This window comes from Qiania dongpingensis (genome assembly GCF_014337195.1).
Classification (GTDB): Bacteria; Bacillota; Clostridia; order Lachnospirales; family Lachnospiraceae; genus Lientehia; species Lientehia dongpingensis.
Genome location: NZ_CP060634.1, coordinates 2,932,361 through 2,955,458, shown reverse-complemented (window position 1 = coordinate 2,955,458; position 23,098 = coordinate 2,932,361). Strand labels below are relative to the sequence as shown.

The following is a 23,098-nucleotide window of genomic DNA, read 5'->3' as shown; positions in this document are numbered from 1 at the left end:
GTGGCAAAAAAAAGAAAAGCCTCAACCATATGAATGGCCCGACCCTTCAAAAAAATGCTGGTTTATTCACTTTGCAGAGCGGTTTCATCCATCAGATCTGCTTTTATTGTTAAAATGAGCGCATATAATAAGCCTTACCGCTGCATATGACAGAAAGGCCTGTTTTCCATGCCGTATCATAAAAAAACCATATTTTACCACTGTGACATTGACATCCGCGAACTGCTGGGTTATAATTTAAGACAGTTTGAGAAGGGATTATGTACATATTTTCAAGTACATCTACCACGTAATAAGAATTACGTGGTATTTTTTTATCTAGACCACCAGATCAAGCGTATCCAGGCGCCGCAGGTGCTCTTTTCCTGTGGATATAATATAGATCCTGGTAGTATTTATATCACTGTGTCCTAAAATGTCTGCCAGTTTCGCAAGGTCTTTGTCGATAGAATAGAAACATCGGGCGAACAAGTGGCGGAGATTATGAGGGAATACCTTTTCAGGGTCAACATGGGCATCCGTACACAGGGATTTCATCATCTTCCAGATATTACTGCGGTCCAGAGGTTTGCCTCCCCGGGTTAAAAATACCGGCCCTGACTGGATTTCATGTTTCTCCATATAGAAAGACAGCCTTCTTTTCAGTTTTCCGGGAATCAGGACAATCCGTGTCTTTCCTTTCAGCCGGACGACTGCTTCTCCTTTTTTTACCGCCTCTGCCGTAATAAAAGCCAGCTCTGATACACGTATCCCTGTCGAACAGAGAGTCTGAAGCAGCAGTGACAGTCTCTCATTTTTCCGTTTTTCGGATGCTCTCACCAACCGTAAATATTCTGCTTTTGTGAGCATCTTGTCTCCGGGGCAATATGGCCGGTGCTGAATTTTAAGCAGGCGGACTTTCAACTCCGGCCTTCCCGCAAATTCCAGGAACCCGTTGATCGCCGCCAGCTTTGTATTGACACTGGCCGGCTGATAGTTGAGCTGAAGGATTTCTTTATAATTGATCACCAGTTCCTTAGAAACAGAAACCGTACCGAAATAATCCAGAAAGTTCAATATGTCTTTATGATACTGCCTTCTGGTAGAAGCTGACTTTTCCTGTTCTTTCAAATACTTCAGATAATCTGCGATTTTCATGTTCAATGATTTCATAATGGCCTCCTTTGTTCTTCTTTTAACATAGCATAACCAGTCGGTCCCTCAATTACTCCGTATATCCAGGACAAAAAACGCCTCATATTGGACAAGTAAAACAGAAAAACGGACTCTGAAGAGTCCGTTGTCCCAGTGTGGCTGCAGATTTCCCATATCAAGTCTCAAACATATGAGAAGTGGAAAAGCGCAATTTACATACAACGAGGGCACCATTCAATCACATCGTATCAATGATTTAACGGCACCCTCTTAAATTTATTTATCTCTGCCACAGCAGATACAAAAGCACCAGAATCAGCCCGATACACACCAGCATCAAAGCAAAAGACAAGCTGCCGTTTATGATCCGGTTCGTTCGCACCGTCTCCTCTTCCAGTTCGATCAGGTTCGGCACATAGGACTTCCTGATGGGGTGTTTCTTTCTCACGGTCTTATTTAACAAGTCCGCGCAACCGTCCAGAAAATGTCCCATCGCATACGCAAACCGATCTCTCATCACTTTCTTTTTAGGCCTCTTCACCTGCCGGTGGGTAGTCCTTCTGGCAAGCACGATGATGCCGTCTGTCATATGATCCAGCGCACGGCTTCCAAAAGCCGTCACCGTCATAAAAACCTTCACCGCAGTCTCCACAACATACGTGTCCAGGAACTGGCACACAGCGCCGGATATCCCCAGAAACGCTCCTTGGATTCCGGAAATCACATACTTATCAAGAAATCCGCAGATTCCTCCAAAAAACCAGGGGAAAAACCTCAGAAGCACAGGACGGTAAATCCTCTCTTCCAGATCAAGAAAAGCCGGCCACCGGTCAACATATTCCCTGATTCCATCCTTTCTCTTTCTCATGAGACAGGTCCGGATGACGCCGAAATACAGCGCCAGACCAATCCCGATGGAGATCATTCCTCCTTTTAAGTTTTCAAAGGAAAAATAATGCACAGCGTGAAGAGGGTTCTCTCCTCGCATAAAAGGCTGGCCCAGCTCCGCGATCTTATTCATGATGATACTGGGAAGCGTCCCCATCACCGGGAGAAGAAGCGCGGGAATTGTCACCGCAAGTCTGCTCTCCAGATTCCAATACTTCTTATATTCCCGGTCAAACTCATCCTGTTTCTCAGGATGCTTCTCCACAAATACCGCGATAAAAAGCTTAAGCATGTAGGCTACGGTCATACCTCCCGCCAGAAGGAAAAGCCACTCCACCGTCTTAAAGAAGGCAGGTGAACCGATGACCGCCATTCCCGCCTTAGCCTGCAACGTCAGCGCCGTATATTCCACTATACTCTCATGGAGCAGCGTCTTGCTGACATATCCGCTCCAAAGGGGTATGCCCCCAATGCCCAGGCCCCCCATCAAAAAGCAGAATTTAAGCAGCGGCTTCTTTCTGCCGAAACCACGGATCTCATTCAGGTCCAGCTTATGGAGGTTCATATAGACAACACCCGCCGCCATGAAAAGGACCAGCTTAAACAGGGAATGGTTTACCATGTGGAGCAGCGTCCCCCTCACAGCAAGGGCATTCTCCTCTCCTAAAAGCCCCTGCATGCCAATCCCCACAAGGATGAAACCAATCTGTGACATGGAAGAACATGCCAGCGTCCGTTTTAAATCCACGGAAAAGACCGCCAGGGCCGCGCCTCCCAGCATGGTCACCACTCCAAGGAGCAAGACTGCCATGCCCCAGGCTGAATCGTGGAGAAAGATATTGCAGCTGACCACGAGGATTCCGAATATTCCGGATTTCGTCAGGATCCCGGATAAAAGCGCGCTCGCCGGCGCCGGCGCCACAGGGTGGGCCTTGGGAAGCCAGATATGCAAAGGGAACATCCCCGCCTTTGCTCCGAAGCCGAACAGCATCAGCGCGCCGGACAGATATAACACGCCGCTCTTTTCCGGCCGCACCTGCCGGCACGCCTCCAGGAGCTCATCCATTTGCAGAGTGCCCGCCGTATGGTACAGCATAAAAAGTCCCATCAGCATGACCATACCGCCGATCACCGCAACCCCCAGGTATGTGCCGGCCGCCCGCATCGCCGCCTCTTTTTCATCATGGGCCACCCACACATAAGAGGTAAAGGACATGATCTCAAAGAAAATAAAGGTGGTGTACAGATCCGCCGATAAAAACACGCCCATGGTCGCCCCAAGGGTCAGGAGCAGGAACAGGTAATAGCGGTTCCGGTTCCGGTAGTGTCCAAAATATTCTCTAGAAAATACAGTCGTTGTCATCCACATAAAGGCCGCCACCAAGCCATAAAGCACCCGGAAGCCGTCGAGCCTCAGAGTAAGCCCCAGGCCGCAGAAGCCTTCCCATTTAAAATTGAGCTCAGGCAGCGCCATGCCGGAAACGCCGCCGTTTCCTGACAGAAGCCCGCGGACAAGCAGGCCGCACAGCAAGGCGAACTCTGCGATCACGACACCATCCGCAAAAAGATTCCTTCCGTTCTTCCCTCTCCGCCCAATCCCATAGGAGAGAAAAGCGCCGAGCATGGGCCAAACTACAAGAACCAACAAAATCCAGTCACCGCTCATATGCCGCTCCCTCCCGCTGTCTGCTTTAGAAAATGGAGAAGCGGTCTGGAATACAGACCAAAGAACAGGATGACAGCCGCAAAAATCACAATGGGGACCAGCATGCGCCATCCCGGCTCCTTCACCCCATCCAAAGCCGTCTCATCATATCCTGCTTTTGGAAAATATGCCCTGACCACCACAGTCATCATATAAATACCGGTCATGAGCGCTGAATAAAGCAGAACACCTGCAGCCAGAAACCCCGGAATGCCGCCGAGTCCCACAGCCGCCTGCGCAATATTCCACTTGCTTATGAATCCCGCAAAGAGCGGAATGCCCGTAAGGGACAAGCCCGCGATCGTAAAACAGGCAAAGGTGACCGGCATCTTTTTCCCTATGCCGTCCAGTTCATATACATAGTTTCTTCCCGACTGGTGCATCACCGCCCCTGCACAGAAAAAGGAGCAGATCTTCATAAACGCGTGAAAGACCAGATGGCTGAGAGCCGCTACCATCCCTGCCGCGCTCATCATAACGGTTCCCAAAAGCACATAGGAGAGATTGCTTATGGTAGAATACGCCAGCCGCCTTTTAAAATGGACCTCCTTAACAGCCATGGTAGAGCCGTAAACAATCGTCACAAGCACCGCTCCCAGCACTACATAATGCGCCCAGGTCCCTTTCAGGAAACCCGCACCATAGCTGAAATAGGTCAGCCGCAGTATGGCAAAGGCCCCGGATTTCACTACGGCCACCGCATGGAGCAGAGCTGTGACCGGCGTCGGAGCCACAGATACAGACGGCAGCCAGCTGTGGACTGGAAACAGAGCCGCTTTCACCCCAAAGCCGAAGAAAGCCAATACATACATAAAAAGAATCACATTGGTGTTAAACCCCGGTACACCCTTGTTGAGCACGCCGCCCAGGGTAAAATCCGCAGTACTCCCATAAATCAGCACAAATACCAGTCCTATGAACGCAAACGCAGCGCCTCCAATGGAATAAAAGAGATACTTCCGGCTTGCCCGGATCGCTTCCTTCGTTCTGTCATGGAGCACCAGCGGAAACGTGACCAGAGTGAGCAGTTCATAGAACAAGTACAAGGTCACCAGGTTTCCGGACAATGCGATTCCCAAAGTCACCCCATAGGTCATTGTGTAAAACGCGAAAAACTCCCTTCCCCGCTTGTCTCCCTCCATATATTCGAAGGCATAGAGCGTAGCAAGGGGCCATAGCACGGATACCAGCCCGGAAAACACGGCCCCCATTCCGTCCATACGGAAAAACACCTTCAGATTCCCTGCCATGGAAAAAAGCACGGCGCCGTTTCCCTGTCCCCTTCCGGTGAACAGCACGGCCCAGATCATGGCGCTGGCGGCCAGCACGATCAATTCTGTAAATATAGGATGCACCCGGGCTTCTTTCTCCGGAATCATCAGCATGAGGATTCCGCCTGCTATGGGCAGGAGCACCGGAGTGACCAACAGCAATTGGTTCATAACAAATCCCCCATTCTCCCGTCCGTCAGAACAGCAGCCCGGCTGCCGCCGACGCTGCATTTAAGATCACGCCCGGGAACATGCCAAGCGCCACGGCTCCGATCGTCATCAGGATCATCGGTACCGTCATAAGAGCGGAAGGCTCCCGCTTCTCCAGGCTGCCGTAATCATAATCTGCTCCAGGGAAAAATCCATGTATCGTGACCGGAAGCAGATATCCGGCCGTCAGAAGAGCGCTTATCAAGAGAATCACAGGTCCCAGCCAGGAGAAAACTCCCGTTCCTGATGAAAGAGCCCCTGTCGCCAGATACCATTTGCTCACAAAACCGCTCGTAGGCGGAATTCCCACAAGGGTAATGGACACCAGTGTGAAGCACCATATGGTCACCGGCATCTCCTTTCCGATCCCCCGAAGCTCCGCCACCTTTGTCTTTCCCGTCTTGTAGATGATGGCTCCGGCTCCCAGAAACAGCGTATTTTTCACCAGGGAATGGAATATCACATGGGCGATCGCCCCTATGAACGCCGCCGGATGGAGAAGAGACAGTCCGAAGAGGATATAGGAAACCTGGCTCACCGTCGAATAAGCCAGCCGCTTTTTCATGATCTTCTCTTTATAGGCCATCATGGAGCCGAGGAAGATCGTCGTCAGGGTAAGTATCAGCCAGACAGTCTGTACCCAGGTCCCCCGGAGGAAATCCGGCCCTATCACATAAAAGACCACACGGATTACGGCCAGCACGCCCATCTTCGTGATCACGCCGGACAGCACGGCGCTGGCAGGAGCCGGCGCTTCCGGATGAGCGGTCGGCAGCCATCCGTGCATGGGAAACATGCCCGCCTTTGTGCCGAAGCCGATGATCATCATAAAAGCAGACGCCAGAAGAAGCCCTTCGTGGCCGGCTGTGGCAGAAGCATCCAGAATCCCGCCGGCCTGGAAGCTTCCTATCGCTCCATATCCCGCAAGAAAGAAGATGCCGAAAAGAGCCATGAAAGCGCCGGCCACCGAATAAAACAGGTATTTAAGGCCCGCCATGATGGCCGGCTTCGTCATCTCATGCAGAACCAGCGGCAGAGATGTGAAAGTCATCACCTCAAAAAACACGTAAAAACCAACCATATTGTCGGCAAAGGACAGAGCCGTCAGCGCCCCCTCCACGATCAGGTAAAAACCGAAGAACCGTTCCTCATGCTCCTCATGGCTCATATAGGAAAATGCAAAGCATCCCACCAAAAGCCATACCGATACCGACAGGCCTGCGAATATCCTGGAGATCGTATCCACATGAAAGGAGATGCGAATCGTATCTGTGAGCTGCCATAAAGTCACAGACACATCTCCCCGTACCAAACAGAGTATGGTAAAAAGAAGCTCCAGCACCAGCGCTCCGAAGACGACCGTGAGCTTTGCTTTCCTCCCTATTTTGGCTTTGGTCAGCGCCAGCGTCAAAATGCCGGCCGCCATGGGGAAAAAGATCGGAAGCAACAATAAAAAATCCTGTTCCATAATACCCTCCCTTATTTTGTCAGCCTGACGCCGCCTTATACAAACATACTGAGTCCGGCGTCAATGGCATTGACGATGGGCTGGGAAAAAAGGCCCAGCACCAAATTTACGATAATAAATAATAACGACGCCACCTTAAGCTTCCCGGAAGCCTGGTGGGACATATCTGCGCCATATTCCCTCTCTGCCGGAGAATAAATACTTATGACCAGACGCAGGAAATAAATAGCGTTCAATATGGTGCTGACTGCCAGCCCGAGGATAGTCGCCACCATTTTATGCGGGCTCTGGACAGCAGCTGTGGCGAACATCAGCTTGGAAATGAATCCTGACAGCATCGGAAATCCAACCATGGACAGCGCGCCCACCGCGAAAGCGATACCCGCTGTCCTGTTCCGGTAGCCGGACCCTCTGAGACTGCGGTAATCTGCTTTTCCGTCCGACACCTCATATAGGCCCACCGCGCTGATAAACAAAAGAGATTTAGTCGCCGCGTGGGTAAAGATATGGAATACGGCCGCCGCCATTCCGGCTTTTGTCCCAAGACCAATACCCATATAAATATACCCGATCTGTGCCACCGAGGAATAGGCGATCATCTTTCTCGTATCCGTCTGCTTGATGGCCTTTACGGATCCCACGATCATGCCGACCAGCCCGAACACGAACAGAGCGTTGATCACCTTGCTGCTCACGACATTCTCGTATCCCAGCACCCGGTAGAATACTTTAATCAGCAGAAATATATAACCCTTCGAAACCAGGCTTGACAAGATTGCGCTGGCCGCAGGGGTGGCATATCCGTAAGTTTCCGGAATCCACGAGTGAAACGGATATAGGCCGCTTTTTATGGCCAGACCGACAGACATGAGCGCTATCACCACCAGAAGAGGCACTTCATAGGAACCGGAAGCCACAATGGCTCCCACCGCTTCCTTGGCCGGCTCCATCAACAGGTGTCCGGTGATGTCGTAGAGCATACTCAGGCTGATCAGGAACATACCGGAGCCAAGAAGGCTCATGACCATATACCGGATGGCCGCTACGATCCCGTGCCCGTCCTGTTTTATCATGATCAGGCCACAGGCCGCGATGGTATTGATCTCCACAAATACATATGCCGTAAACAAATCATTGGTATAGATGAGAGCCAAAAGCGAGCTCATCAGAAGATCCACCAATATAAAGAACAGATTGGTCTTCGTCTCCTCCACGTCGGTAAAAATATGGCTCATGCCGCCCAGCAGCGAAAGGAGCATGATCACGGAAAATCCGGTGGCCGTAAGAGCTTCCAATACACCAGCCCGGATCTCATTGCCCCAGGGCGCCGGAAAATGCCCCATCGAATACGTATAACTGGTTCCCGTCTTCATCGTATACGCCAGAACCGCTGCGGACATGACAAGAACCGCAGTCACCATGAATAGACAAAGGCGCTTCGCCCACGGACCCTTTAAGACAGAAGACAGAATCCCGCAGAACATCGCCAGTATAATGGAGAAAAACGGAAAATTACACACAAAATCCATCACCGCTCCTCCTTCCTCCACTGCATGACTATCTCATCCAGATCCAGAGAACCATATCTTCTGTATAGACGGATAGTCAGAGACAACATCAAGGCTGTCACGCTGACTGACACTACAATCCCGGTTAGCACCAGACCGTCGGGTATCGGGTTCGTATACGCCGCCGGGTCCGTGATCCCGTCGGTCAGGATTGGCACCATTCTTCCGGATATGTATCCCTTGGCCGCCAGAAATAAATATACCGCGGTATCCATGATGTTTAAGCCGATTATTTTCTTTATCAGGTTCTTATGGAGCAGGAGCGTCGTAAATCCAATGCCAAATAAGATCATGGACGCCGTCTCTTCCATATTCGCCGCCAGATGTGCAAGCATCTACATCCCCCCCTTTCGGAACAAGGTATAAAACGCATACATGGTGCAGGCCACCACAAGGCCCACACAAATATTCAGGGGGAGTATCAGCCCGCTGGACAAGATCGCACCGGGCGTCCCCAGAGGAATCCCGCTCTCCATATGATTGGCCCCCGTGAAAAAGGAATAGCTTTTGGCAAGACAGTAAAAGGTAAGAGCCGCCAGGGTGATCCGCCGGAAGGTCTTCTCTGTGAAGAAACGCTCTGTCTTCTTAAATCCAAAGGCGTTCAGATATAAGATCAGGCCGGATCCAATGACCGCACCGCCGGAAAAGCCGCCTCCCGGCGACAGGTGGCCGTTCAAAATAATATAAATGCCAAAGATAAAGATGAGCGGCACCAGGACACAAGATACCTTCTGGAGGATCAGATCATTTTTCGGCTCATATAGCCTGTCGTTCTCTTCTTCTTTCTTCTTCTTCATCTTCTCTTTGCTGCTGGAATTATCCAGGCGCATGAGCACCAGGACACAGGTGGCCGCTATGAACAGTACGCAGGACTCTCCAAAGGTATCAAAAGCACGGTAATCCAGTATCATGCCGGTTACGAAGTTGGTCGCGCCGGTCTCCTCCACTCCCTTTGCTATATAGCGGGCAGAGACTTCATTGTTGATGGGATTATCCGGGCTTCCGAATTCCGGCAGGTATACCACCGTCCATAAGAGCACGCCGATGAGCGTCACACAAAGGAGCACGGAAGCCAGCCGGTAAATAATCCGGAACAGTTTAAGCTCCTTGTTGTGGGCCGTATCATAAACCACAGAATTTATCTTTTCCTCATCAATAAAGGGCTCCCCCTTTTCCGGAAACTGTGCATCTTCATCCTTTTCTCTGTCCAGAGGCTCAATCTCCATCCGTCCTTCCAGAGGGTCGATATCGCCGTCCACCCATTTTTCCAGGCGGTGCCAGCGGCTTTTTTCATAGTCATTCCTCAGTCTCATCCTGCTTCTCCTCTCTGATGGCCCTGATCTTCTTCAAGGTCACAAAAAACAAGATACTGGTGACGCCGGCTCCTACTGCCGCTTCTGTGACAGCCAGGTCCGGCGACTGCAGTATGACCCAGATAACAGCCATGATGGAACTGTAGGACATATAGATGATAATGGATGTCAGAAGCTTCTTCGTAAAACTTACGGACAAGGCACATACGATCAGCCCGGCCAGCAGGCAAAACTCAAATATCCTCATGATGCTCCACCTCGATCTCTCCCAAATCTTCATCCGTCGTCACTTCCAGACGGCTGATCATATGACCTGCCACGGGACTGGCCAGCCAGAAAAAGAGCACCACCAGCAAAAGCTTCAGAGAGTCAAAGCCAATACCCTTCCAGATGATCAGGCCCAGGATTACGAAAAGAATGCCAAGAGTATCCCCAAGGGCAGCGGCGTGCATCCGGTTCAGAGCGCGGCGAAACCGGTTCACTCCGATGGAAGCTGCCAAAAACATCATGATACCAAACAGCAAGAGCGCCGCCGAAATTCCAAAACGTACCCATTCCATCTACTCTTCCTCCTTTTTTTCCGGCCGCTTTTTCTCCGGTTCTCCGGCCGGCTCTTTCTCTTCCTTTTCCAGATATCCCTGATGCTCCAGATTATCCTCTATGGCGGCCTTATCTCCCCGAATCCCTTTCTTCTCCAAATATATCCCGGTGTAGACCTTCGTAAGGACCACCACAGACAAAAAGCTGATCATCGCATATATCAGGCACACATCCACAAGATAGCTCTCTTTCAGATATACAGACAGAATCGCGATGATAACGATCGTCATCGTTCCGATCATATTGACCGCGATGATCCGGTCCGCGGTCTTCGGCCCGCGGACAGAACGTATGATGGATACCAGGACCAAAATGGCCAGGACCACCATACACGCCATAAGAATTCCCTGATAAAGTGTCTCTGCTCCTGTCATCGGCCCGCCTCCATCTTCCGTAAAAGCCGCACGAAATCCGACTCTTCGATTCCTTCTGCCATATCCTTATCCAGACAGTGGACACAGAACTCATTTCCCTCCACGGAAACAGTAATGGTTCCCGGCGTCAGCGTAATGGAATTGGCCAGAAGCACCTTACAGATACCGCTTTTGAGATCTGTCTTAAAATATATAAGTGCCGGCTCCGGCCGGTATTTCTGAGACAGAATCAGGCGAAGGACATTCAGATTCGCCTTGGCGATCTCCTTGACTAAAACACCCAAAAAAGCTAAAAACAGACCTGTATTTTTCAACAACAAAAAATCCTTCCGCAGGCTGTAATCCATAAACCGGCAGATAAATAAATAAACTGCCGCCGAAATTGCCAGACCAAACAGAAAGATTTCCCATGTGAATCTTCCATTCAACATAATCCAGAAAGATAAAAATATAAGATACATCTTGACGAAACCCCTCCCTGTGAATTCTCATCCAACGCCCTTATAGAGTATAACTCTCTTCCCTTGAAAACACAAGGAAACTTTCCGCCTCCTATTTTCCCGTTAAAAGGCATATAAATAAAGTAACAGATGGATCCGCCGAAGAGGAAAATATGATCCAGAATGACAGAATATCCATTTTAGAGACCGGCTTCTCTTTTTGGGAGCATTTATCAGAAGAAGAAAAAGAATTACTGGCAGCTTCCTGCTCCATTGTACAGTTCGAAAAGGGAGCTCTGATCCACCGCCACGATGAAATATGCATCGGCATGCTTCTTGTACTCTCCGGGCAGATCCGCACCTATATCCTTTCCGATGACGGCAGAGAAGTCACCTTGTACCGCCTCTATAAAGGCGATACCTGTATTCTTTCGGCCTCCTGCGTATTGGATGCCGTCGCATTCGATGTGCTGATAGAATCGGTGGAGCCGACAGAAGCCCTGCTCGTGCCCCTTCCCGCTTTCCACCGGCTGATGACACAGAATGTCCACGTGGAATTGTTCGCCTATAAGCTGTCCACCGAACGGTTTTCTGACGTCATGTGGACCATCCAGCAGATATTATTTATGGGGGCAGACAAGCGGCTCGCCATCTTTCTGTGGGACGAGACAGCAAAGACCGGTGAAGATACAATTTCCTACACCCATGATCAGATAGCCCGCTACATCGGAAGCGCCAGAGAGGTGATCTCCCGGATGCTTAAATATTTCAGCGAAGAAGGGATTGTCTCTCTGTCCCGCGGCAAAATCCGTATTCTCGACCGCAGCCGGCTCAAAGGCTATCTGTGACTCAGTCACAGAACCGTATCGAAATTCTCCGTATACTATTTAGTAAAGAAATAAGGAGTTATCAATATGTCAGTCAAAACCATAACAAAGCAAAATTTCCATAGAGAAATCATGAATTCAGCGAAGCCGGTGCTGCTGGATTTCTGGGCTGAATGGTGCGGACCCTGCCGCATGCTCTCTCCTGCGGTAGACGCCCTCGCCGGAGAAAGGCCGGACATCACCGTCGGAAAAGTAAATATAGACGAACAGGCAGATCTGGCAAGGCAGTTCCGGATCATGAGCATCCCTACACTTGTCGTCCTCAAGGACGGAAAAGTGACGGCACAAAAAGCAGGCGTGCAGTCCAAAGAAAACATCCGGGCTATGCTGTACAGTTAGGGTATAATATTAGATACTTTTTGGAATTATTTTATTTAATTTCGATTAAGCTCCAGTTAGGCACCGGCAAAAGTTCCGGACCGTCACGATTTCGGTTCGCTGGCGACGCAGGGGCCGCTTTATCCCCGCTCCGGCAGTACCACTCACATGTCGACGGGAAATCTTTATGATTTCCCGTCTCCTGTTCGTTCAGAAACGGAATCGGTATTTTCGTTTCTGCCTCCCTCCGCCCGGGGAACACCGGCCGCTGCCCTGCGGCGCTCACCTTTAGGCCGGCCCGGAATCTTTCTGCCGGTATTCTTTTTGCCGCACCTTTTCGGATGACTTCTATCCCCTTGATTCCAGAAAAGGATCGGATATCCACACGGCCCGCGCGCCTTACGGCAGCGGGCTGCGGTGAGCCGCTCCAATGGTTTTCAAAACACGTGGAAGCCTTATCTCGGTGCGGAAAGAGGAGCAGGAGGAATGATTCGGTCCCATCGTAAGGCGGGCGCACTTTATGCGTCAAGGCACAAAAAAAGCGGCCCGGCGTATTCTGCCGGGCCGGAGCTTTCGCCCTGTCCTTAATGTCTCAGGATTTTCCGAATAACACAACATACGATTCCAAGTCCGCTGCAGACATAGACCCAGGACTGGCCGGCGGCCAGCACCAGGAAAAACTGTCCCAGGCCGCTCAGGACATGGGGGCTTCCAGGCAGATAGAGCGCCGTCCTGGCCGCCAGGAATGTGAGCCCCGCAACTATCACAAAAGGAATAAGTCCCCGCCCTGTATCGAATCTTCTCATCCTGCCGTCGCAGGCCATGCGTCTGCGCGTGAGGATCCAAAGGGCCGATATCGCGCCATACGCCAATAGCGCCGCCGCCAGAATAAGGTAGAGTCCCTCCGCATAATTGCGGTCAGAAACCACCTGGGTCATGGGACCCAGCACATCCCTCTGGCTCCAAAAACCCGTAAGCAGCCGGATGGTCATCCCTCCCATCAGTACAAAGGACGCAAGACGCAGAGCGAGAGGCAGTATCCTGCCCAGAGTTCCTCCGACAGCCTTCCCCGTCACCCTTCCCACAGATTTCACGGAAGACGCGGCGCGGCCTTTTTTCTTTTTCTTCTTTCTGGTCACCTGTTCCTCATAAACAGTCCGGTTCCCCGGACGGCTCTTTTTTCCGCTCTGTTTCTTCTCACTATAAATATCGCCGTTTTTCGGATATCTCTTTTGTGAATCCGGATCGTATGGATCTCTTCCATATTTACCGTATTTCTTTCCGTAGCTTTCTTTCTTCTCTTCGTATTCCGGGTTCACCAAAGACTCATTTTCTTCCCTGTGGTAAACGCTTCTCTGTTCCTCTCCGTCATACTGCTCCAGCGGTTCCAGCACCACCGTCTCGTCAAGATCCGTTTCCTCCCGGAAAAGCCTCTCTCCGGTATCCGCCGCCCAGGCGTCATCCTGCGGTACGAAATCCACGCCTGAAAAATCGTCTGCCGCCCGCGCTGTCCGTTTCCCCGGCCCCGTTAAAAGCGTCCCGCAGCTGCTGCAAAATTTACCTTCCGTTTCTCTTCCGCATTTTGGACAAATCATAATTCTCATCCCCTATATAAATAACAATCTTGCTTTCCCAGTATCAAATATATGCCATTCTAACACAATGCGACAAAAAACGCAAAATTTTCACAGAAACATCACACATCCGAAACCTGGAAACAGGGGATAAGACAAAGCAAGAACCCTTTATATCTGCCGGTAATCCGATGCAGGGCCGCTGAACACATATCTCAGATATGCCACAGAATTCCTGGCGTCTTCGTCCAGCTGCTCTTTGGAAGCGCTGTTGCTCAAATCCCTCCAGATCTTGATATCGCTTCCCACCTCGCCGCCGTCCAACACAAACGGCTCCATGACAACATTTTTGTCATATCCGATCCTTCTCAGCGCATGGCCGATCTCACACCAGGGCAGATTCCCTTTTCCCGGCACCCGCCTGTTGTTTTCTCCCACATGGAAGTGGCCCAGGCGGCTGCCCGCCGTCAAGATTGCGTCCACCATACTGTCCTCTTCAATATTCATATGGAACGTATCCAGCATCACCTTTGCGGCCGGCACATCCACTTCCTTTACAAACTCCACCGCCTCCTTCGCCGTATTGAGAAGGTATCCCTCAAACCGGTTCAAAACCTCCAGGCAGTAGTCCACTCCACATTCTCCGGCGATTCTGGATACGGTTCTGACATTTTTCACGCTCCGCTCCCAATCTCCTTTTTTGTCAATGGGCTTCGTGTAATCCACCGGCCAATAGGAATAAATACCGCCGCCGATGGTGTGGATATCCAGATATTCCAGCTTTTTTAGAATATCTGTATAAAACTCGACAGCGTGTTTCGTTACGGCCTCGTCCGCGGAACCTAGGTTTTCTTCCGCAGAAGGGCCGTATCCCGCAGTCAGGGTGATCCCTTGGGCTTTCGCCTCTTCCTTAAAGGCCGTAAGCTCGGCTTTGCTGATGTCTTTAAGGGCTGCACAGGAAATCTCCAAAATGTCAAACCCCAGCTTTTTCACCTTCTCTATGTATTTCCTCTGGTCCGCTCCCCACTTCTTTTCCCAGTAAGCAAAATAGATACCATATTTCATTTTCTTTTCTCCCTTTTCCATGTCACTGCCGTTTTAACTGGACCTCTTTCTCATACCGCTCCACTTCCGCGAACCAGCCAAATCCCACCGGCACATTCTCCATTTCACAGATGTGATCCCAGACTGCCTGGAAAGGCATCGTCTTCATTTCTTCCATGAGAGCCAGACGCTTCGTGTAGTTTCCTTCATTTTCATAGGTCCGCAGCTCCTTTGTCGGCTCCAGGAAAGCTTTCAGAAGCGCTTTCTGTGTGTTGCGAAGACCGATCACTCCTGCCGCCACCCGGTTTATGGAAGCGTCAAAATAATCCGTTCCAATGTGCACCCGGTCAAGCCATTCGTTCCGTACGATCTCATTCATGATGTTCTGAGTCGTATCGTCAAACGCCACCACATGGTCACTGTCCCATCTCATGGGCCTGGTGACATGCAGAAGGATCTCATCACATAGGAACATAAGAGAGGATATCTTGTTCGCCACTTCCTCCGAAATATGGAAATGACCGGCGTCCAGTGTGACCGGAAGATGATGTTTCGCCGCATACGCCATATAGAATTCATGAGAGCCTACCGTATAGGCCTCCACTCCTATGCCAAAAAGCTTGCTCTCCAGAGAATCCATATTATGAACGCGGTCTGCCTTCCGATCAAAAACGCGGTCCAGGGATTCTTCCAGCCTTTTTCTGGGAGCGTACATATCCGCGGGCATATCCTTGTAGCCGTCGGGGATCCAGTAATTCGTCATACATCTTATCCCAGTCTCCTGTCCCAGATATTCGCCTATCTCACTGGCGCGTCTGAAATGCTCGATCCAGAATTCCCGCACCCTTTCATCCGCGCTGCTAAGAGTAAACCCAGAATTTGCCATGGGATGCCCTGAGCAGCTAGGGTTAAAATCCAGCCCGATTCCGTTCTCTTTCGCCCAGTCCACGTAGTAACGGTAATGCTCCTTTTCAATCCTGTCCAGGTCGATTCCCGGCTCGGCTGAAGCGATCATCTTGGATTGGACGCTTAATTTATGTCTGCCCGGAATCAAAGAGAACACTGTTCCCGCGTCCTGTACCAGCTGTTCCGCATTCTTCGCCGCTCCCGGATAGTTGCCTGTCGCCATGACTCCTCCCCCGGTTCCGGCCTCCACCTGCAGAAACCCCTTGTCGTCGTCCAGCTGCCACGCATTGAAAGAGATCCTGACGGCTAGAAGCTTCTTCACTGCTTCCTCCGTATCCACCCCCATCTTTGCGTAGCGCTCCTTCGCCAGTTCATAAGCTTGTTCTGTTTTGCTTCCCATATCCTTTCTCCTTTCTGATTTTAATGCCATAGTGGCTTTTTTCAATAATGTAAACGTTTACTCATGCCCGCTTCGCCGCCGGACCAAAAAACCGGCGGGCAAATTCACTCCCGGCGTTTCTCCGTGGACTCCCGCTCTGTCAGCCGCACCGGTATCACCCGGTGACACCCTCCCGCCGTTTTCCCCTCGATCAATTCCAGCATTTCTTTCGCAGCAATCCCGGCCATCTGTTTCACATCCTGATGAACGCTGGTAAGCGCCGGCTCATATATGGCCGCGAGGGGCGTATCGTCAAAGCCGGTCACCATGACATCCTCGGGCACTTTTCTGCCGCGTTCCCGAAGAGCCATGACTGCTCCCGCCGCCAGTTCATCCGTGGTACACATGATCCCGTCAAAGAAGATGCCGGCCTCCAGAGCCCTTCCCACGGCCTTCCTGGATGCTTCTGCCGAAACACTGTCCGCATAAAAGGCAAGTTCCATATCCAAGGGCCTCCCGGCTTCCGCCATGGCCCGGCAATAGCCCCTGTATCTGGCTTCCTTGTTCCAGTCGTTTCCCTTGTCCCGGAGGACAGCTATTCTCCTGCAGCCTCTTTCCACCAGCTTACCGGCCGCCTGATATCCTCCGCTTTCATTATCGGACTCAATGAGTACGATCTCCTTCTGACCCTCGTATCCTTCCGGCCGCCTGTCCAAATAGGCCACCGGCATGTCCTCGATCTCCGTATGTATCCTGCTGCCCGAAATGAACAGGATTCCGCTGACCTGGTGGGCGAGCAGAGTATCCACATGCCGCTTCTCCAAACGTTCATCTTCATTGGTATTGCAGATCAGCGTAGAATACGAATATTTAAACATCTCCATCTGTATCTCCAGGACCAGACCCGCAAAGTGACGGCTCAGAATATCCGGGACGATGATTCCCACCACATCGGTCCGCCTGGTCTTAAGCTCCTTGGCCGGCAGGTTCGGCACATAGTGATATGTCTCGATGATCTCCCGCACTTTGGACTCCGTCTCCGCTGAATACCGCCCGTTCTGATTGATTACCCGGGATACGGTGGCTACAGATACTCCTGCAAGCTCCGCTATTCTTTTTATCGTAATTTTCTTTTCCATAAATCACACCTTGACCATCCGTTCGCGTAAACGTTTACTCATCAATGAACAGTGTACCTCAAAACTGGCTTTGTTTCAATCCTTTTATAAAGGAAATGATTTTTTTCTTCACCGCAGCGTCTGTTCCGCGAATCCAACGGGAATATCATTTTCGTAGATCCATTCAGAAACGTGTTCTATCGTCAATTCAAAAAACACCTCGTCTGATTCTATAAATTCATCTTCTTTGCCAAAGGAATCCGGATATCGGGAAATATACGCTTTTTTCAGTTCTGTATTGCCGCTGCCGAACGCGGAGCCTAAGAATCTCGCTTTCCCTGTGAAATAAAATTTTCCAGCGCATACGGCGATATTGGGGTTGGCTGTCATCTCTTTCGCTTTTTTTGAGGAAGCCGACGTCCGGATATATAAGTTCAGGCCAATGTTCAGGGGACTGACAGGCCTTGAAGAAACGACGTCGTGAACGCTTGTCGATAAATAGATAACTTCCGCTTTATCCAACGTCTCTTCCAGTTTTTCTAAATTGATCTCCATGCTTTCTCCTCTCCCATTCTCTTGATCTTCATGCCAAATAAATCCTCTTAAATATACCTCCGGCAGAAAAAAATGTCAATTTTCGTTTACTCCCATATTCTGTCTCACCTGTTCTCCTTGTTTCGCGGCGGCAGAAATGATATTATTGGGATAATGATGCTCGGCTGTCACCTTTAAATATATTTGCGTGGAAAGAGGGGCTTTTGACAATGGATAAAATTCTGATCGTGGAAGATGACAAAAAGATCAGGGAAGAGCTTCGCACAGCTCTCGAAAAGAAGGGCTACTCCTGTGCTCTGATCGAGCAGTTCCAGAATGTGGCAGAGCAGATCATAAGGGAAGAGCCTTTACTCGTGCTCCTGGATCTGAATCTGCCTGTCAACGACGGATTTTACATCTGTCAGGAAATAAGGAAAAGTTCTGACGTGCCTATAATTGTGGTGACAAGCTCTGACAGTGATATGGATGAACTGATGAGTCTGAATGTGGGGGCGGATGACTTTATCACAAAACCGTACAACATGCACATCCTGCTGGCCCACATTGCAACTGTGCTCCACCGGGCATATGGCAGGAAGACGTCTATGACTCTTTCTCACAACGGTCTCACCTTGGATATTTTAAAGAGCCGTATGTCCTATCAGGGAAAAGAGGCGGACCTGACAAAAAATGAAATGGGGATTCTCAGAATGTTGATGGAGAACTACGGAACGATCATCTCAAGATCCGATCTGATCTGCCAGCTATGGGAAATGGAAGAATTTGTAGAAGACAGCACTCTGAACGTAAACATTAACCGTCTTAGAAAAAAACTGGCGGATCTGGGACTGAACGATTACCTGGTGACAAAGCGGGGTCAGGGGTACATGATATGAAAATTTCAGAATATGTCAGGGATAAGTGGGCCTTTATCGGGACTGGAGTGCTCCTTTACGCTGTAGCGGCCTGGTTTCTCTGGATGACGGGAACGGAGCTTCCGGTGATCATTATGACCGGAATCCTCTATTTTTCGGGCTTTGCGGGGATAGGGGCATATGACTGTATGCAGAAAAAACGGTACTATGACAAGCTGAACGAGGCCTGGGAAGAACTGGAGGAGAAATCCTATCTGACTGAGATCATAAAATTCCCCGGCTTTTATGATGGAAAGCTGATGTATGAAGTTATCAGAAAAAATGAAAAATATCTGAATGACATCATCGCCGATCAGCAGGCGGAAATGATGGAATATAAAAAATATGTGGAAACATGGGTCCACGAAATCAAGACTCCGATCGCAGTGGAGCATCTGATCATCGAGAATAACAAAAGCCCCATTACCTCAAGCCTGGAAGAAGAGGTGGATAAAGTAGAGGCTTATGTAGAACAGCTGTTATATTACACGAAAAGCGGAAGTCTCGAGGGAGACTATATGATACAGCCGGTCATCCTGAAGAAGCTGGTGAGCGAGGCGATTCGGAAAAATAAAAAGATGATGGTCGCCGTTGGTATGATCCCAAAGCTTGAAAACCTGGAATACGAGATTCTCACAGATACAAAGTGGATGGGATTTATTTTGGGCCAGATCATTACGAATTCCGTAAAATATAGTGACTCCCATAAAAAGCCTCATATCACATTTGAAGCCGCAAAAAGTGAAAAGCATATGATAGAGTTCTCCGTTTGGGATAACGGGATTGGAATTCCCGAAGGTGACCTCTCCCGGGTATTTCTGAAAGGTTTCACAGGTGAAAACGGAAGGCGGGTCCGGCATTCCACAGGCATGGGACTATATCTGTGCAAAAGCCTTTGCGACAAAATGGAGATCCCTCTTGAGATTCATTCTAAATGCGGAGAAGGGACAAGAATCAACTTTCTTTTTAAACAGAATTAAAGCATTAAAGCTTCCCGCCTTTTATAGCTAAAACGCAGGAAGCTTTTTATATTACGATAATGTAATCTTTCTGTTATGAACATACGTGGTACAGAAGCTGTTTTAGTGATAAACTGAGTTCAGTACAAGTGAAACAGAAAGGAGAGCCAGAGAATGAAACCAGTTTTGACAGTAGACAACTTAGAAAAGTTTTACAAAAATAAAGGAAACATCACCAAGGCAGTGAACCACATCAGCTTTGAGGTGCAGGAAGGGGAATATGTGGGAATCATGGGAGCGTCGGGAAGCGGTAAGACTACGCTCTTAAACTGCATCTCTACCGTCGACCGTGTGACGGCGGGGCACATTTATGTAAACGGAAAAGATGTCACTGATAGGAAGGAATCTGCACTGGCAAGATTCAGAAGGGAGGAACTGGGTTTCATTTTCCAAAACTTCAACCTCCTCGATACCCTGACAGGTCGGGATAACATCGCATTGGCACTGGCGATTCTCGGAGAGGACCCAAGGAAAATCGACGGCATGGTGGAATCTGTCTCCAGAGAACTCGGGATTGAAAAAATCATCGATAAATATCCTTACGAGATGTCGGGAGGACAGCAGCAGAGAATCGCCTGCGCCAGAGCGATCATCACGAATCCGTCCCTCATTTTGGCGGATGAGCCCACCGGAGCGCTGGATTCCAAATCTGCCGGCATGCTGTTAGAGAGCCTGAGCCTTTTAAACGAAGAAAAAAATGCAACCATCCTTATGGTGACGCACGATGCCTTTACCGCCAGCCACTGCAAACGCATCCTGTTCCTGAAGGACGGGCAGATCTTCAATGAGCTGGTGCGCGGAACGGATTCCCGAAAAGAATTTTTTGATAAGATCATGAAAGTAGTTTCCTTGCTGGGAGGTGAAAAGAGTCATGCGTTCTAGGAAAAAAGCTTCCAAAAAATTTTTTGACAAGCTGGCCTCCAGAAATGTCAAAAGAAGTGCAAGGGACTATTTCATCTATTTTTTCACACTCACCTTTGCAGTATGTCTTTTTTATACCTTTAACTCGATAAAAGCACAGTTCGGCATCCTTGGCATCCCGGATACTCTGAATTATCTGGCGGCGTCCCAGGCGGCTGTCGCGGCCGTTTCCGCGGTTTCCTGCGTCATCATCGGCTTTCTCGTGGCATATGCAAACAACTTCCTGATGAGACGAAGAAAAAAAGAATTTGGAGTATATTTTGTACTGGGAATGGACCGGAAGGACGTGGGCCGCCTTCTCATGAAAGAGACAGGAAAGATAGGGGCCGCATCCCTGGTATCCGGACTTCTTTTGGGAATCTTCGCTTCTCAGGGACTTTCCATGATAACAGCCAGGCTGGCAGGAGCGGGGCTTACCAGTTACCACTTCGTATTTTCACCGGCAGCCATGGGGGCGGCGGTCATCTTTTTTGCCGTCACATTCGCATGCGTCCATATCTTCAACGTTCATCAGATCAAAAAAATGAAACTGATAGAGCTTCTTTATGCAGAGCGTAAAAATGAAGAAATGCCGGAGTCAAAGAAAAAAGATGGTCTCATCACTCTCCTATCCATCCTTCTGATGGCGGCAGGATACTTTGTCATCTTCAAATGGGCCGGTTCCTTCTTTATGATCTCCATCCTGGCAGGAGGCGGGCTGATAGCATCCGGGACCATCTTATTCTTCCTTTCGGCAGCAAGCGCGGTGATGCGCTTCCTGAAACGGAAAAAACGCTTTTACTATCGCGGCCTCAACATGTTCGATGTAAATCAGCTGGGAAGCCGCCTCAAAACAGCCGGTGTCTCCGTCGCTGTCGTATGTATCCTGATGTTCCTCGCCGTATCCGCCATGGGAATCAGCATGGGGCTTGGGCAGAGCAGCATCATCGGAAAGAAAAAGCTGGTGCCGTATGATATCAGCATTGAGTATACCTTTGGAAGTGAAAAGGACAAAGAACTCATGGCCCATTCTATTTTAGAAGAACTGAAAAATAAAAACGCAGAGCTTACAGAATATTTGGGGCCGACTGTCGAGTTCACCGTGTACCGTATCGGCGATTTAAAGGATCATGAGCTTTTTGGACCGTATGCACAAAGTAATAAAGAAGAAAAATTATATGGAGACTATCTTGTCACCGTAATCGGGCTTGAGGACTACAACAGTATTTTAAAGCTTCAGGATAAAGAAACCGTGTCACTGAATGATGACCAGTATGCCCTCGTCTACAATAACCCAGATGCAAAAAAGGTCTTGGAACGATTTGCCGAGGCCCAGGAAAAACCGATGGAGGTGGGAAATACTCTTCTGACTTTAAAGAAGGGAGCGATCTATGAGACCACCCTGAACAATCAGAACGTATTTGCCGATACGGGTGTCCTGCTCGTCCCCCAGAAAGCCGCCGAAAACAGCAAGCCATATATGAAAATCAGCAACAGCATGTATAAAGGGAACGAGAATAACGCTTATACCGCCCTCAAAAAAGATATGCTGGACGTCAATATCTTCAATTACAGAAGCAAAACAGATCTGCTGGTAGAACTGATGTCGAACCAACTGACGGACATCTATGTGGGAAATTACCTTGGAATCACCTTTTTAGTCACAGCAGGAGCTGTCCTCGCGCTGCAGCAGCTCACCCAGTCCTCCGAAAATGTAAAAAGATATAAGCTTCTGTCTGAGCTGGGAGCCGGGGAACGGGAAATGAAAAAGTCCCTCCTGACACAGATGAAAGTATACTTCGGGCTTCCGTTTGCTGTGGCCGCCGTACACTCCGTTTTCGTAATTGCCGGAGTTTATCAGGTCATTCCCTATCTGACTGCGGGAACGATCATGCAAAATGTATTGTTTGGAGCCGGGCTGGCGGCAGGCATCTACATGGTATACTTTATGACCACTTACGCGGGAAGCAGGCAGATCCTCAAACTATACCTTTGAATATCTTTTAACCAAACTTCTCTCCATAACTAGATGAGACAGGAGGAAATCCGCTTCCATCCAGGCGGCTCGCTGGCAGCCGTAACCAGAATTTTACGGCCTCCAGTCGGTCCTTTCCAACTGACATGGATAAACCTAAATTTTTCCATGTCAGATTCCAACAAAAATCCGCATGATATGCGATTTTTGCCTCCCTGCGGCCGGAAAGATTCTGCTAACGCCTTTGCGGCGCTCGCCTTACGATGGAATCGGATTATTCCTCCTGCTCTTCTTTCCGCACCGAAATAAGCTCCCATTCGTTTTAAAATCCATCGGGGCGGTCCACCGCAGCCCGCTGCCGTAAGGCGCGCGGGCCGTGCGGATATCCAATCCTTTTCTGGAATCAGGGGAACTGAAATCATCCGAAAAGGTGCGGCAAGCAGGATACCGGCAGAAAGATTCCGGGCCGGCCTAAAGGTGAGCGCCGCAGGGCAGCGGCCGGTGTTCCCCAGGCGGAGGGAGGCAGAAACGGAAAATCCGATTCCGTTTCCGAGCGAAC

The 23,098-nt window shown here is 49.8% G+C and carries 23 protein-coding genes; 6 read left to right on the top strand and 17 right to left on the bottom strand.

Annotation, left to right across the window (positions count from 1 at the left end; all coding sequences use genetic code 11):
- Positions 1–318: 318 nt before the first annotated feature.
- The 11 genes from H9Q78_RS13860 to H9Q78_RS13810 form a co-directional block, all read right to left on the bottom strand.
- Positions 319–1,152 carry a tyrosine-type recombinase/integrase gene (locus tag H9Q78_RS13860; protein ID WP_249302542.1) on the bottom strand — a complete coding sequence of 278 codons (834 nt, stop codon included), beginning with the start codon at positions 1,150–1,152 and terminating at the stop codon, positions 319–321.
- A gap of 262 nt (positions 1,153–1,414) precedes the next feature.
- Positions 1,415–3,688: a complex I subunit 5 family protein gene (locus H9Q78_RS13855; protein ID WP_249302541.1), complete on the bottom strand. Its 2,274-nt coding sequence runs from the start codon at positions 3,686–3,688 to the stop codon at positions 1,415–1,417.
- Positions 3,685–5,169 carry a complex I subunit 5 family protein gene (locus H9Q78_RS13850; RefSeq protein ID WP_249302540.1) on the bottom strand — a complete coding sequence of 495 codons (1,485 nt, stop codon included), beginning with the start codon at positions 5,167–5,169 and terminating at the stop codon, positions 3,685–3,687. The genes H9Q78_RS13855 and H9Q78_RS13850 overlap by 4 nt, the downstream gene beginning before the upstream one ends.
- 25 nt (positions 5,170–5,194) lie before the next feature.
- On the bottom strand, positions 5,195–6,676 hold the full coding sequence (locus tag H9Q78_RS13845) for a complex I subunit 5 family protein (protein WP_249302538.1): 1,482 nt from the start codon (positions 6,674–6,676) through the stop codon (positions 5,195–5,197).
- Between the two features lie 35 nt (positions 6,677–6,711).
- Positions 6,712–8,205: a complex I subunit 5 family protein gene (locus tag H9Q78_RS13840; RefSeq protein WP_249302536.1), complete on the bottom strand. Its 1,494-nt coding sequence runs from the start codon at positions 8,203–8,205 to the stop codon at positions 6,712–6,714.
- Positions 8,205–8,579 (bottom strand): sodium:proton antiporter, encoded by a 375-nt coding sequence (locus H9Q78_RS13835; protein ID WP_147595572.1) that lies wholly within the window; start codon positions 8,577–8,579, stop codon positions 8,205–8,207. Before H9Q78_RS13835 ends, H9Q78_RS13840 begins: the two co-directional genes overlap by 1 nt.
- The gene (gene mbhE / locus H9Q78_RS13830; RefSeq protein WP_249302534.1) at positions 8,580–9,557 is read right to left on the bottom strand and encodes a hydrogen gas-evolving membrane-bound hydrogenase subunit E; all 978 of its coding nucleotides are present in this window, start codon (positions 9,555–9,557) and stop codon (positions 8,580–8,582) included.
- On the bottom strand, positions 9,541–9,804 hold the full coding sequence (locus H9Q78_RS13825) for a hydrogenase subunit MbhD domain-containing protein (protein WP_147595570.1): 264 nt from the start codon (positions 9,802–9,804) through the stop codon (positions 9,541–9,543). The genes mbhE and H9Q78_RS13825 overlap by 17 nt, the downstream gene beginning before the upstream one ends.
- The gene (locus tag H9Q78_RS13820; RefSeq protein WP_249302532.1) at positions 9,791–10,117 is read right to left on the bottom strand and encodes a cation:proton antiporter; all 327 of its coding nucleotides are present in this window, start codon (positions 10,115–10,117) and stop codon (positions 9,791–9,793) included. Before H9Q78_RS13820 ends, H9Q78_RS13825 begins: the two co-directional genes overlap by 14 nt.
- Positions 10,118–10,531, bottom strand: a complete 414-nt coding sequence (locus tag H9Q78_RS13815) for a monovalent cation/H+ antiporter complex subunit F (RefSeq protein WP_249302530.1) — start codon at positions 10,529–10,531, stop codon at positions 10,118–10,120.
- Positions 10,528–10,992: a Na+/H+ antiporter subunit E gene (locus H9Q78_RS13810; protein WP_249302528.1), complete on the bottom strand. Its 465-nt coding sequence runs from the start codon at positions 10,990–10,992 to the stop codon at positions 10,528–10,530. The genes H9Q78_RS13815 and H9Q78_RS13810 overlap by 4 nt, the downstream gene beginning before the upstream one ends.
- A 152-nt stretch (positions 10,993–11,144) precedes the next feature.
- Here H9Q78_RS13810 and H9Q78_RS13805 point away from each other — a divergent pair, with 152 nt between their 5' ends.
- Positions 11,145–11,819 carry a Crp/Fnr family transcriptional regulator gene (locus H9Q78_RS13805; protein ID WP_249302527.1) on the top strand — a complete coding sequence of 225 codons (675 nt, stop codon included), beginning with the start codon at positions 11,145–11,147 and terminating at the stop codon, positions 11,817–11,819.
- A 66-nt stretch (positions 11,820–11,885) separates the two neighbouring features.
- Positions 11,886–12,197, top strand: coding sequence for a thioredoxin (gene trxA / locus H9Q78_RS13800; RefSeq protein ID WP_249302525.1), 312 nt, complete (start codon positions 11,886–11,888; stop codon positions 12,195–12,197).
- A 31-nt stretch (positions 12,198–12,228) separates the two neighbouring features.
- On the opposite strand, the gene H9Q78_RS13795 is transcribed toward trxA, so the two are convergent.
- From H9Q78_RS13795 to H9Q78_RS13770, 6 genes are all read right to left on the bottom strand, one after another.
- Positions 12,229–12,561, bottom strand: a complete 333-nt coding sequence (locus H9Q78_RS13795; protein ID WP_249302523.1) for a hypothetical protein — start codon at positions 12,559–12,561, stop codon at positions 12,229–12,231.
- A 199-nt stretch (positions 12,562–12,760) separates the two neighbouring features.
- Positions 12,761–13,771 carry a hypothetical protein gene (locus H9Q78_RS13790; protein WP_249302521.1) on the bottom strand — a complete coding sequence of 337 codons (1,011 nt, stop codon included), beginning with the start codon at positions 13,769–13,771 and terminating at the stop codon, positions 12,761–12,763.
- Positions 13,772–13,921: 150 nt separating this feature from the next.
- Complete coding sequence (locus H9Q78_RS13785) at positions 13,922–14,815, bottom strand: D-psicose 3-epimerase (RefSeq protein ID WP_249302519.1); 894 nt, start codon at positions 14,813–14,815, stop codon at positions 13,922–13,924.
- Positions 14,816–14,837: 22 nt separating this feature from the next.
- The gene (locus H9Q78_RS13780) at positions 14,838–16,100 is read right to left on the bottom strand and encodes an L-rhamnose isomerase (protein ID WP_249302518.1); all 1,263 of its coding nucleotides are present in this window, start codon (positions 16,098–16,100) and stop codon (positions 14,838–14,840) included.
- Positions 16,101–16,204: 104 nt separating this feature from the next.
- Positions 16,205–17,218 carry a LacI family DNA-binding transcriptional regulator gene (locus H9Q78_RS13775; protein WP_249302517.1) on the bottom strand — a complete coding sequence of 338 codons (1,014 nt, stop codon included), beginning with the start codon at positions 17,216–17,218 and terminating at the stop codon, positions 16,205–16,207.
- 108 nt (positions 17,219–17,326) lie between these two features.
- Positions 17,327–17,752 (bottom strand): pyridoxamine 5'-phosphate oxidase family protein, encoded by a 426-nt coding sequence (locus tag H9Q78_RS13770; protein ID WP_249302515.1) that lies wholly within the window; start codon positions 17,750–17,752, stop codon positions 17,327–17,329.
- A 209-nt stretch (positions 17,753–17,961) separates the two neighbouring features.
- Here H9Q78_RS13770 and H9Q78_RS13765 point away from each other — a divergent pair, with 209 nt between their 5' ends.
- The 4 genes from H9Q78_RS13765 to H9Q78_RS13750 all read left to right on the top strand — a co-directional run bounded on the left by H9Q78_RS13765 (position 17,962) and on the right by H9Q78_RS13750 (position 22,560).
- The gene (locus H9Q78_RS13765; protein WP_249302513.1) at positions 17,962–18,627 is read left to right on the top strand and encodes a response regulator transcription factor; all 666 of its coding nucleotides are present in this window, start codon (positions 17,962–17,964) and stop codon (positions 18,625–18,627) included.
- Positions 18,624–19,625 carry a sensor histidine kinase gene (locus H9Q78_RS13760; RefSeq protein ID WP_249302511.1) on the top strand — a complete coding sequence of 334 codons (1,002 nt, stop codon included), beginning with the start codon at positions 18,624–18,626 and terminating at the stop codon, positions 19,623–19,625. Before H9Q78_RS13765 ends, H9Q78_RS13760 begins: the two co-directional genes overlap by 4 nt.
- A 153-nt stretch (positions 19,626–19,778) precedes the next feature.
- Positions 19,779–20,546 (top strand): ABC transporter ATP-binding protein, encoded by a 768-nt coding sequence (locus tag H9Q78_RS13755; protein ID WP_249302509.1) that lies wholly within the window; start codon positions 19,779–19,781, stop codon positions 20,544–20,546.
- A complete protein-coding gene (locus H9Q78_RS13750; protein WP_249302507.1) occupies positions 20,536–22,560 on the top strand; it encodes an FtsX-like permease family protein in 2,025 nt (674 codons plus the stop codon). The genes H9Q78_RS13755 and H9Q78_RS13750 overlap by 11 nt, the downstream gene beginning before the upstream one ends.
- Positions 22,561–23,098 lie beyond the last annotated feature (538 nt).